6 protein-coding genes are annotated in these 12,226 nt (G+C 62.8%); all 6 read right to left on the bottom strand.

Annotated elements, in window-relative coordinates; all coding sequences use genetic code 11:
- Positions 1-1,183: 1,183 nt before the first annotated feature.
- On the bottom strand, positions 1,184-5,002 hold the full coding sequence (locus tag QTI66_RS38690) for an ATP-binding protein (protein ID WP_286565687.1): 3,819 nt from the start codon (positions 5,000-5,002) through the stop codon (positions 1,184-1,186).
- Positions 5,003-5,005: 3 nt separating this feature from the next.
- Positions 5,006-6,493 carry a lipase/acyltransferase domain-containing protein gene (locus tag QTI66_RS38685; RefSeq protein ID WP_286565686.1) on the bottom strand — a complete coding sequence of 496 codons (1,488 nt, stop codon included), beginning with the start codon at positions 6,491-6,493 and terminating at the stop codon, positions 5,006-5,008.
- Positions 6,494-6,662: 169 nt separating this feature from the next.
- The gene (locus QTI66_RS38680; RefSeq protein ID WP_286565685.1) at positions 6,663-8,072 is read right to left on the bottom strand and encodes an ISKra4 family transposase; all 1,410 of its coding nucleotides are present in this window, start codon (positions 8,070-8,072) and stop codon (positions 6,663-6,665) included.
- A gap of 5 nt (positions 8,073-8,077) precedes the next feature.
- Positions 8,078-8,695, bottom strand: a complete 618-nt coding sequence (locus tag QTI66_RS38675) for a plasmid pRiA4b ORF-3 family protein (RefSeq protein WP_286565688.1) — start codon at positions 8,693-8,695, stop codon at positions 8,078-8,080.
- Between the two features lie 85 nt (positions 8,696-8,780).
- Positions 8,781-11,900 carry a HEAT repeat domain-containing protein gene (locus tag QTI66_RS38670; protein ID WP_286565684.1) on the bottom strand — a complete coding sequence of 1,040 codons (3,120 nt, stop codon included), beginning with the start codon at positions 11,898-11,900 and terminating at the stop codon, positions 8,781-8,783.
- 10 nt (positions 11,901-11,910) lie between these two features.
- Positions 11,911-12,226 (bottom strand): hypothetical protein (locus QTI66_RS38665; RefSeq protein ID WP_286565683.1); only part of this gene is annotated, 316 nt, incomplete at its 5' end.

The following is a 12,226-nucleotide window of genomic DNA, read 5'->3' as shown; positions in this document are numbered from 1 at the left end:
GAAGCGCTGGCCAAGGTGGCCGCGCAGGTACCACACCACGCCGCCGATGCGCTGCAACTGCGGCACGTAGACGTTGAGGTACATCCGGTCGATGCACTCGCTTTCGAGCACGACGTGCTCGCGCAAGACTTCGCAGACGCTGTGTGGTAATTTCATCGTCGGCTCCGGTCGTCCACGGGGTCTTCGGACCCCATTGAGCTTCGAGCTCCAAATACTTCTGGGCCTGGCCCAGACGGCTCGACCGGAGCCACCTTACTCCGAAGCAACCGCCCGCGAGAAGGCGCGCGTATCACTCGTCGGTCTGAGGCGGAGCCTCGTTAGGCCCTCCTCTGGGCAGTTCGCCGAGATCGTTCGAGTTCGAGGAACTCGAGTTGCGCAAAAAGAGAGCCCATCACTTCAGTCGTTGCCGGAAAACTAGAAAGCAATATCGACGCAGTACAGCACTCGCGGCGCTGCGGCAGTTACAGGCGACGAACTTCGATGCTCCGGTCTGCCGCCGCGAGCATCGCTCACCGGGGAATACGGCGGCCGGGTGCTGCCCGGCTCCAAGCCCGGATCAAACGCATCGTATCGGGCGCACCGCAATCGTCCCTCATTATCAATGGGCGCCTGAAAAGCGAACAGGAAATGCAATCAAATCAAGGACTTGCAAACGAAGGTCGGCGCCAGCGCTGGCTCTGCGCACCGTCAGTCTGTGCACCGAAAACGAGTAGACCCCGTGAACCTGGTCGTGAGCCATCGGATGGCGAAGAAGCGGCAAATGCGATGGACTGACGAAGGGGCCCATTGCCTGGCGCAGGTCCGCGTCGCTGCCCTCAACGGCGAGCTATCGCCAACTCGACTTGTAGCGTTGGCCAAGGCGTCGAGGACGGGCATACAGCTGTCGTGGCATCCGCCGTAACGGCAGCGGGTTCCAGGGGGAGCTTGACCATTGAATTCAGCCTCCCAAACTGTTGCACACTCTCCAAAGGACGCAGCTTTTCTATTACTTCACGCCAAGCCAACAGCAGATGACGACGGAGAGAGCAATGCGTCCCACGCATTTTCAGCCTGGCGAAGGTAAGAGCAAAGCTCGGCAGGATGACGCGAGCGCCGAGACTTTGGCTATGAACGCATCGGAGTGTGGTGTTGTGTTTGCTCCGGGCCGCCCAGGCTATCCGAAATTCGGCGACAACCTCGCAGCTCAAACACGACCGATGAGTCCCCGAGCCTCTACACCACGAGTCGCTAGCGGTGCCTCCATCCAGTCTTTTGGCGCGAGGGCGGACAAGCTGGCGATTGTCTCTGAATCGGCCAGATCGACGGACAATGCAAGCCGCGCCAGTACCAAGTCCAGGGCAGTGGCGTCGGCGGTGGCGACGGGCACCAACCGAGCTATCAAGTACGCCGCATCGTCGCCGAATTCTGCTCTCCTCCCCAGTATCTCGGCGGACAGCCGCGCAGCGAGAAGCGGCGCGAAAGCACGATCCGGTACATTGAGCATCTCTGGCGCATCTCCAGCAACCGGATTCATGATGCTCAGTTGCCCGGGCTTGAGTCCGTACACGTTCAACGCGATGTCGGCCAGCGTTCTGGCTTGCAGTGAAACGGCCGGAATCGGCAGCATGTGTTCTCCAGAGGCCCTCAACTCGTAGCGCTCTCCGGACATGTGCACCGGCGCGAACTCGGGGGCAAAGGGGTCGGCGCCAAACCGTTCCACCACGCCTGCCACATCCGCCACACGGCCGGGGAACCAGCGCAGTCGGATGGCGTTGACGCGGGCCGTGGTCAACGCGCAGAACTTCGATTCCTGAACATTGTGCGCCGAGCGCGCTGCGGCTTCCAGCGATTCGTGGATGGCAGTCTGATCCTTCGTCCGGCAGACGGCGTGCGCGTCTGCCAGCGCAAGGCTTGCCATTGCCTGAAAACCGGCATAGCCAAACGGCAAGTGACGGGCCAGGTCCAGGAGTTCCGCAGGCGTCTCTTGATCCACTGTGCACAATGCGGTTACTTCCGCAAGCGCGGCCAGGCGCCGGCAGTGCGCGCCCCAGGTGTCCGCCTCAGAGCGAGTCGGATGCAAGCGCTCAGCGGCCGAGCGTGCCTGCACAACGCGCTCGTCCAACTCCAGTCGCTGCGGGGCGTCGCCGTGGCGCGCGCCCAGCCCAAGCAGCGCCAGTTGCAGCGCTTCCCGATAGTCGACGGACACAGGATTAAGCGCGGCCTCGCACACTGCACGGGCAAGGCTAAACACGCGGCGCGTATCGGGCAGGCATAGCACGGCGCCAAGAACTGCCCAAAGAGACCTGTTTCGGTATTGACGGTATGGGTTCAGAGCGTGCGCTGCAACATAGCTTTTGATCAGCCCGTCGGCCTCGACGGCCTCAGCGGAATTGCCTTGGAAATCGGCCTGAGCGAGGAAGGCCACCAACCACCGGCTGTCACGCTCCGCAAGGAACACCGGCCTTGCATCGGCGCTCTCGTCGAGCAATGTGCCGATCATGCTCGGATCGATGTGGGCGGCAATACGCTCGGCATCACCTCCGCCGCCCATGCGAACGACGATGGCTCGGACTGTCTCCGCATCCACACGGTCCATCGGCAGGGTGAACGGCGGATAGGGCAACTGCCGCGGGGTGGCCTTTGTTGGGTCTGGGGCAAGCGCGTCGCGGACTCGTTCTCCGAGCAGGCGAAGTGTCGGGTCGAATCCTTCGGATCGAGAGTCGTTGGCCGTGTTGCCCATGAAGGCGCGTGCCCGCTCGGGATGCGTCAATGCGCACAGGCCCGCGCACACGAAGAGAGCGGCACTGCGCCAATCCCCTTCAGGTGCAACGTACTGGAGCAGCTTGGTGGCGCGTGATGGATTTCCCAAGCTGGATTGATGAAACATGTTCGCTGCGCGGTCCCCGACGCTGCGACGCGCCTCAAACAGCGCGAACGCAGTCTCGACGATCATGCGGATCGTGTTCGCTGGGCCGTCTTCGACCAACGCGCGCAGCACTACAGTGAAGTCGCGCTCATCGAGCGCTATCCCGTCGAGGTCCCGCTTCCTTCGCGTTCGGAACTCCGCATTGCATACGATCTTGCACATCCGCGCTGTCTGGGCCGGCCGCGCCTCCGGGCGGAGGGTCAGGCGCTGATCACAAAGTCGGGCGATGACGTGTTCCAGGGCGTAGGGCTGGTTCTGGTCCGGCCAGGCACGCTCACACCATGCCGCCAAGGCATTTGCATAGTTCTGCAGATCGGCGGGCGAAAGGCAGCTCTTCTTGATGTACTCGCGCAGCCGAGGGTGTGAGATCGAATACCCTGCGTCGTCGTCGCCAATGAGATAGCGCCGGATCTTGTCGATGGCGCCGTCCACGGTGTAAGAATTGATCGGCCCAGCGGGATCGATTTCCAGAAGCGCCGCACGCGACAGCGATCCATCTGCCACGACCAGGATCCCCAGGAGGTTCTGCACACATTTGTCGGCCGCGCCCTGCGCCAAATCAGTCCACCAGCCCTTGAGGTAGTACGCCAGACCAACTGGCTTGGCTGCCACAGCGGCGACATCGAGTGCGATGCCCGCTGCCTCGGCGCTGGCCAAGTCTTCGATCAAGAACTTCAGATAAAAGGGGTCACCCTCGGAAACATCCAGCAGCGCCTGGACGAACGCCTCGTCGCCCGCCTTTTGTGCCAGTCCGCCCGGGGCGCTGCGCAGCAATGCGCCAACCGCCTTGAAATCGAACTGAGAGAGGCGTTTGGTGCGCACGTTTCCAGCGTCCAGCGAAAGCCATCGCACCCAGTCGCGACTGCCCATCTCACGCGCACTGAACACGAAGTGCATGCCTTCCAATGGCGATCGAGGCAGCAGGAACTCCGGCTTCCAGCCCTGCGCTTCAGCTTCATCCAGGCCGTCGATCACCACGATCAGCCGACCGCCCTCCTGCAGTGGTGTTTCAAGCAGCTCGACACACCGCTGCTCGAGGGTGGGCAGATCCCGTGGCACGTCCTCCCTGCGGCCGTGGACCCGAATCAATTGGTGGTACAGCAAGTGCATCACTGCCTGCTCCGCGAGTTCGGCGTCTCGATTGATGAAAACATACGCGAGTTTGGGAGGCAAATCCTTGCCGTTCTGCGGACGGCGCTCGAGAAGCTGGCGCACCCAGTTGACCAGCAGGGCCGTCTTCCCGCAACCCGAGGGTCCCGTGACCAGCGTGTGGCCGCTCGGTCTCGCCGTCACTGCGTCGTCCAGCCAAGCAAGCTCGAGATCTCGGCCACCGAACAACGTCTCCTTAGCCATTAGTCTTTCGAGCCGGTGTCGGTAGGGAGTTGTTGCGCCTGCTAGCGGCGGGGCGTCGTAGGGCAAGACGGCATGCCGATCCCGCAGCACTGCGACGTCGATTGCGAACCGGAAGGGGCGTGAGTCATAGTCAAGCTGGGCCCGACCCGCGGCCTCGGCCGCATCGAAGCCGAGAAGCCCATTGATCCGCCCGGCCCCTTCCGGAGTTTCCTTCTGCAACGTGTTGCCTACCGCAAATCCGGTGCACTCGATCGCGATATATCCGCCGTTATCAATCAGCGCGCGCAAAGTCTCGGCATCCTGCAACAGGCCTTCGTCAACCCATTTGCCTTCTTTGCTGGATCGCGCCATGCTGTCGGCTGTGCGCCGCGTGAACTCGAGCGACACGGCCACCAGGGCGTGGCCATCCAGGACGACGAGCAACGGCACCAATTCCTTGCCCAAGGCCAGTCCGGCAAACAACAGTGCCAAGTCGAGGCAAGTTCCTTCTTGGGTTCGATTGAGGATTGCTTCGGGCGCTCGCACATGTTGAATCCGGCGATCTGCTTCGAAGCGCTCGAGCGCGTAGTTGATGGATCGCTCGGTTAACCGTTCATAGAGCACCTGCGCGATCTGGCGGATTCCCTCGCGCGTGCCGAGCGCGGACTCTCGATTGAAGCCGAGATTGATCAAGTGTGACTCGTCTTCGAGCACATAGTGGGCCAACTCTTTGTCCGCGCTCAGGGAAATCGGTGGCCAAGCCATGGTTCACTCCTTGTTGGCAACCTCGATCACCTCATGGATCGGGGTCGGGGCGCCCGGCCCGCCAAGCTTCGTAGCGACTTCAAGCGAGTACTGGCCTGCCGGGAGTTCGCCGAAGTCGAGGGTCCAGTGGTCGCCCGTCTTCAAAAAGTCCCGCTGCTGCATTGGTAGGTCCGCTCTGCGCGCAACGAGCCTGGCCTGTGGCGGCCCAAGGGACTCAAGGTCCTGCGCGTCGACCCGCAGGACAACCGCCTCACCGGGTACGTAAAGAGGATCGAACTGCAGCGCGATCGAACGTAAGGGTGCTGCAACGCCGCCGCGCAGGGGCTTGGGCTTGCGCGCCTGGATTTGGGTTAGACGTTCAATCAGGTCAGTGAGGACAAAATCATTGCCCTGCAACGAAGCGTGACGCTCGGCAAAGAATACCTCTCGCATATCCTCCGCACGGTCTTCAGGAGCCGCCGAGTGGCGCGGAACGGTGCCATCCCCACCACCCAGGCCTGTCTCGAGCCAATCCGGCCTCAACTCACTCGCCGTCAGCACGCCGCCGTCGAGGATTGCTGAATTCAAGGTCGTCTGCTGAACGCCAACCACCGGAAAGATCGGGTAGGGGCGATAGTCAGAATTCTGCTGATTGCTCGCAATGCTTTGCTCGATTTGGCGATGAAAGTCGAGCGCGGCGAGCGCGTAGTCAGGGTTCACGCCTTTCGGCAGGCCCTTGCATTCGCCCGGAACGGCCCAAGCCCATCCCTCCGGCGTCGACGAGGGCACCTTGAGCGCAGGGTAGCTCGGCATCAGTTCGTATGCCGCCGGGCACGAACGAACAACCTCGGACAAGTCGAGAAGTGTCTTGTTGAATGCAGCCTTCTTGAACCCGTTGGCCAGGTAGTTCAGCGCATCCACAGCGCCTCGGTACGGGGTGCCGAATGTGATGAGCGCGCGGCACTCTCTCCATCCCCCGAGCACTTCCAGCCAATAGCGCGAAATCAAGCCGCCCATGCTGTGCACGATGAGTATCACTTTGGCTTGCGAATTTTGGGTGGCATCGCGAAATCGCGGCAACCGGTCGGCCACGAATGATTCGAGGCTCTTTGCGGAGACACGGTTTGAGAGTCGCCAGTCGTAAGGAAAGGTGATCAGGTTGGCATTGATCACCGACCCATCCGCTGTGTCCATTCGCATTTCGAATCGATCGAGAAGCACCCTCAGAGTCGTGTCGTAGCCATCGATGCGCCAAAGGCCAAAGACGCCGTGAAAATCATTGATCAGTCCAGTAGCGCGCAGGTCTGTCGGCGGAGCCTCGCCGGACCGTGGATCATGGAGAGGGACTTGCAGATTTTGCAGGCTGCCCCCGAGCGACGAAAGCGCCTTCCAAAGCGACTGGCCCGATATCGACCAAACATCAAACGGGTTAGTGGTGCGAACTTGACGGAGAGTGCTTCCCATGATTCCCGGCAAAATCAGCACCAGGTCGTGCATCTTGACTCTCGCCATGGCCACCTCCTCGCTCGAATCGGCGCTGTGCCCCTGCAATCATGGCACGAGGCAGGATCCAAGGCATAGTCAAAATTGTGTAGGCTCGCTCGCACTGGGGCGAGGTGATTGCCCGCGTTACCGAGAGTATCCATTTCCTTGGGGTGTGCAGCGCAGCATCCTTTTCCCGCTACGCCGCGAGCGGCGGCTGAGCCGGTGCGCCGAACCGCGGGTACCACCCCTGGAAGGCCGCGCGTAGTTCGCCATTCAGGACTTGAGTGCGAACCTGGAGCAGCAGATGTGCTCCGCGCGGCGTCCAGCGCATCTGCTGCTTCTTCACGAACCGCTTGGCGATCACCTGGTTGACCGCGGATTCGACGAAGCCGGTAGAAATCCGTTCCCCGCATCGGTACCGCTCCCCGTAGTTGACGATGGCGCCGGCATTGTTGTCGACGTAGGTCGCGAATTCTTCCAGCGCCCGATCAAGTTTCTTGAGCGCGATCGAGGGCGGCCGCCCAGCTTGCCTGTCTTGCTCGCGCATGCCGTCGATCTCTTCGAGCAAGTCGTACAAGGTCTCTTCGGCGCGGATCACGTTTCCATGCCACAGGAACCACTTGACGCGCTCGATCCCCTTGAGGAGGTCTTCCTTCGCCGGGCCTTGCAACCCGCGCGTCGTCTGCAAGAGCTGCTCGATGCGCATGGCGACGTGGAACCAGTCCAGAATGTGCTCGGATCGCGGGTGCACGAACGCGCCGAGCTCGCGCACCGTGTCGCCGCCGTCACAAAGGAAGGTGATGTGCTGTCGAGGCAGGATCCCCTGTGACTCGAGCACGGCGCGCAGCCTCCGCTTGGGTTTGCGGTCTATCCGATGGACGAATGCGAAAACCTTGGCCGCACCTTCCTCCGGGATGCTCTTTCCGGCGATGACCTCGAAGCATCCGTTGGCGCCGGGCAGGCGCTCGCGACCTCGAATGTAGCCTCCGTCCAGCCCCACCGTGATCGGGGCGGCCGGCTCCGGTGAAGCTTCGATCTCGCGCTGGGAGCCGCCGTCATAAGCAAACTGCTCCGGACCGAGCTGCGCCTCGAGTCGCTCCGCGGTGGCCCGAACGTGCTGGCGGATGGTTTCCTCATGCAGTCCATGTTCGATCGGCAGCACCTCCTGCAGTAGCGCCCTCACGGCCGCGAAGGAGACTTGCGCTGCCCACTTGGCCTCCAGGTACGCCAGCTCCGGCGACGTGTGCACCGTCAGGAGTTCGCTCAGCGGGCAGAACGTGGCTTCCCGAAATTGCTCGCAGCGGCAGCGGCGCCAACGGGGGCTGCGCAAGTCGATATCTCCGAAGGCGGTGCGAAAGCGCAGCGGGTGGTAGCCCTTGATCGCTCGAGGTCTCAGACAATGCGGGCACGCCCTGCGGTCGGATAGGTAGCTATCCAACTGCTCTTGGACAAGCGTTTGCTGGAGCTTGCCGAGGATGGTCTTGGCATCGCCCAGGGCGAGTCCGACGTCCTGCACCTGTTCGCACGGACGATCGATGGAGTGAAGCGGTAAGGTGACGGGGCGCGATCCGGCCCGCTCAATGCAAACCTGAACGGTGACTCTCATTGGGCCTACCTTTCCTGAGACGGCGCAGCCAACGCGGCGAGCCTTCGGTTGACGGCGCGCCGATCGAAGCGGTCGGGCTGGTAGTGGCGCAAGATGGCCCATTCCTCGTCTTCGACCTCGTCGTCGAGCAGATCCTCGAACTCCTGCCGGGACCTGCTCTCGCCGATCAGGGTGTAGTCGAACCGAGTGGCCATGAACGCATGCGGACCGCCGCAATCCTCCGGAGGTGCGGCACGCCGGCCTGCAATGCACACCGGGTACACGCGCTTGATATCCAGGGGCAAGGCCTCGATGCGCAGGTCGTGCACCCACAAATCGCCGAAGTCGTATTCGTAGGTGAATCGCTCGAGGCGCCGCAGCTTCAGGTGGCCGATCAGGGCTTTGTGCGCGTCGGTGTCGAAGAAAACGCCGCCCTCCTGATGGACCCCGTACTCGCGACCACGGATCTCGAAGCCGTGCAGGTGCATGTCCTGCCAGCCGAACGCGACTTGAAGGATCTGGTGAAGCCGCGCGACGCTCGTGTCGCCACGCACCAGGAGGCGCCGCCAGATCAGCGGGCTGATGCTGCGCACCACGGCGCGCAGCTGCAGGACCTCTGGCCCAGAAGATGACCCGGCTTCCATCCCCAAAGCTTACTTTGCTGCACTGCACACCCCCAGGAAATGGATACTCTCCAGGCAGCGCTGTTTGCCGCTTGCTGAATTGCGTCTAGTCTGCTCCCGGCTGCGGGTCCAGGATCGGCCAGGCGGGCGGCGCCGGCACGCCTCGCCTGCGCAGCTCAATCGCGAGAAGCCTGGCCAGCGGCTCCCAGTCTCTGACAAGATTGAGTGCATCCCAGAGTTCGTGCAATCGAGAATCGTCCAAGGCATCCATCAGGAAACGCCAAAGCGGCTCCCCGTCCGTCCCTGCATAGTGCTTCCACAGGTCCGTGGAATTGAAGAGCGCTGCGATCTGCCGGCCTGAACGCTCTGGGCGCGAGAGCCAGCTGGCCGCGAGGTACAGGTGCATCTGGTCATGAACAAACTCGAAGCCCTTGCCAGCCTGTCTGAGCAACCGCACCTTGCCCGCTCTGCCTGTTTCATCGGCCAAGGCGCTCAGCACGGTGTAAGGAAGATCGTCGGTCGGCTGCAGGAACCGGCGGCCCTGCGACCGATCGCACAAAACACCCCAGGCGGCCATGGCCAGAGCGGTCTGGCGCGCGTTCGCGGTGTCGCCATCGGCGTCGGCGTCGGAGAAGGCGGCAGCGAGCACGTGGTCGTAAAGATCCGCACGCCGCGTGGGCAGCATCGGTGGGCTCCGGTCACGTGCCAGTTCACACAGCAGGCTCACGTCGTACCCCGATGTCAATTCGCCTCTCAGTCCCGATGCCGAGATCGCGGATGCGACCGCCGCCGCAGTGCTGGCCGGCAGGTAGAGTTCGAGCAGCAGGTCGGTCAGGTCCTCGACCTTCGATGGCAGGCGCCAGGCCTCGAATCCGGTTGGCGGATCGTCTTGTGAAGTAACGAGGATTGGCGCGGCAGGGAAACTCGCGGCAAATGCTTTGACTGCCAAGTTGCGGTCGGCCTCGTTAAGACCGTCGATGGCGATCGCAAGTGTTCCCGAGTGCATCACGCTCTTGAGAAGCGACAAGCTATCGAACGTCTGGCCTTGTTCGGCCATGACGCGTCCGATGGCTCGGAGCACCAGTTCCGGGTCGGCCTTGTCTTCACCGTCTGGAAGAAACTGCCGGGCCTCAAGAGGCACGAGCACGTGTCCGCAGCGTGACCCAGCGTCGAGCGCGTTTCGATGGGTCCTGAAATGACGTTCCACGAGAACGCGAAAAAGTGTTGTTTTCCCCATGCCGCTCTTGCCCTGAACCCAGGCGCGCCTGCGTGTTGCATGTGGGAAGAAGAAGTCCACGCTCAATAGAACGTCTCCGGCGGCCTTGCGCAGCGGAACTGGCGCGTAGGCGGGTGTCTGCGTTGACTGAAGCGCACGCTTTTTGCTCGAGAAGAAAAGATCCAGGACCCACAGCCGCACTGCATCGACGTGAGCAATGAGCGCGGTGGGGCCAACGAGAAAGAGCCGCGAGATGCCGTCATCCGTGATGATCCGGAAAGCACGAGGCGACCATCGGGCCAGCCAGAGGATCCATGCCAACGCGAGGCAGTAGAGCGCACCCACTGCGAGGGTGGTGCTGTACGCCGTCAGCCGGGCGGAGGAGGGGTGACCGTCGATCGCCTTTGCCATCTCGCTTGCTTCTGGCACGAAGCCAGCGGCCAGCATCTTCTGGCGCAGCTCGCGCATGCGTCTCAGGCCGGCATCATTGAACTGTCCGGCTTTTTCGTGCACCAACCTGGTGGCAAGGACTGCGATGTACTTCCACAGGGCGGAATCCCACGGCAACGCTTCGCCGGCGGCCGACTTGCCCGTCGCGTCAAGGGTGTCAACCAGGACATCTAGGACCTCGCGGGCGTCCTGTAGATCCATCGACCGGATCTCGGGGAAGTCGCCGGGATTGCGATCATTGACCACGAGGAACAGCCGCCACTGGTCCACGGTCAGCGGCCCGAGCAGGTAGCACTCGAACCTCGAGCCACCGATGCGCATGCGGCGATCGAGGCAGAACGCGCGTTCCCGAAGGCCAGGCCTAGCGGCATTGGACGTCGACTTGCTCCGGGAAGCAGGGGATGGCGCCGCGGGCGATGCCTCTGCGGGCGGTGGCGCCACAGGGCCAGTTGCGAGTACCTTTTTCGATGCCTTCTGACCACCCGCGGTTGAACCGGCTGCGGCTGGACCGGCTGCGGCTGAACCGGCCTGGCTTGCGTCGAGTCGCTCCATGAACTGCGCCACCGCACGCCTGACGATCGGGTCCGAATGACCCTTGAGTGCCAGGACTCGTGCCGACGGAACGGGGCCGAACTCCAGCATGCTGCCCAACGTGTCGATCGCCTCTGCCTGCAATTCCGGGTCGCGCGAACTCAGCAGGGCGGCGACGGCTGGTGCCTGCCTGGCGCCCGCCTTGCCCATGCCCGCGAGTGCCTGCAGTGCGGCAATGCGGGCATCTGGAAACCGGTCGCGCAGCAGCGCCGCGATCTGGCCCGTGTATCTGCCAGCTCTTTCGCCCATGCCTCCCAGGATTTCGGCGGCGGCCGTCCTTGCCTCGGGATCGCGATGGCCAAGCAAGCGCGACAGGCGCCGGGCCTGGTCGTCCGAGATGCCGTCGACGGCGGCCTCCAACTGCGTGATGCCGATCTTGCGATCGTCGGGGTCCGTCAGCATGTCGATGTAGTCGTCGATGAAGTGGACGCCCGGCGCCATGCCGTGTTCTGGCGTCAGCTCCTGCGTTTCGAGGGAGAGCCCGGCCGCACGGCGCGCAGCCGCGCGAACCTCATCCTCCTCGCTGTCCACCAACAGCCGGACTGGCAGCAGCCAGTCATGCGCGGCGTCGCCCATCGCATGCAAGGCTTCGATTGCCGCGACCTTCGCTTTGGGATCACGCGAATCGAGCAAGGAAGCGACCTGCCTGGCCAGATCGGACGCTGCCGGCCCCAGGGCGCGTGCAGCCTGTGCCGCGAGGATGCGATCGGGAATCTCCTTTTCCAGTGCCAGCCAACGCCCCAACTCGTCGACAAATGCCCTCGGCGAATTGCCGTCTTGGGGCCGTCCGTTTTTCTTCACGTAGTCGAGGGCGTCGCGCTGCGTGTGAATGACAGGGTCTTTCAGCGCCCAGGCCAGCGTCTCATAGACCTCTTGCGTGAGGGCCGTTTGGGCTTGCGAGGGCAAGGCAGTCGAGCAACTCGCAACAAGCAGAAGGAGGTATCGGGCCAGTCGAACTCGAAGCTCCATGGCGCCTCCCCTAAAGCATCGGCCAAAGACTGCGGTGGATCTCGTACGCCACGGCGCAAAGCACAAAGCCGGTAACAGCGGCCACGAGGGTTTGCACAAGCTGCATGGAGAAAGTGTCTCTTGCAAGGACCACAGGGGCCACTTCCAGAAGGGTACGAATGAAAAACAGCGATAGCGACGTTCCGATGACCAGCAAGGCAAGCAGTACGCAGGTTGGTTCTGTCGCAGTAGCAGTGCCGGGCCGAGCAAGTTCGCGTCGTGTCGTGTCGCTCAGAAAGCGAGCGCGTAGAACTTCGTTGCTGCTGACGAGGCTTGGCCTTCGAGGC

It is taken from the genome of Variovorax brevis (assembly GCF_030317105.1).
Taxonomy (GTDB): domain Bacteria; phylum Pseudomonadota; class Gammaproteobacteria; order Burkholderiales; family Burkholderiaceae_C; genus Variovorax; species Variovorax brevis.
The sequence above is the reverse complement of the archived record's forward strand: the minus strand, read 5'-3'. Positions and strand labels throughout refer to the sequence as shown.

Bases quoted from the DNA above. Each gene is read 5' to 3' on its own strand.
- QTI66_RS38675 (WP_286565688.1), bottom strand. From the start codon at position 8,695: ATGGAAGCCGGGTCATCTTCTGGGCCAGAGGTCCTGCAGCTGCGCGCC.
- QTI66_RS38670 (WP_286565684.1), bottom strand. From the start codon at position 11,900: ATGGAGCTTCGAGTTCGACTGGCCCGATACCTCCTTCTGCTTGTTGCG.
- QTI66_RS38685 (WP_286565686.1), bottom strand. From the start codon at position 6,493: ATGGCGAGAGTCAAGATGCACGACCTGGTGCTGATTTTGCCGGGAATC.
- QTI66_RS38680 (WP_286565685.1), bottom strand. From the start codon at position 8,072: ATGAGAGTCACCGTTCAGGTTTGCATTGAGCGGGCCGGATCGCGCCCC.
- QTI66_RS38690 (WP_286565687.1), bottom strand. From the start codon at position 5,002: ATGGCTTGGCCACCGATTTCCCTGAGCGCGGACAAAGAGTTGGCCCAC.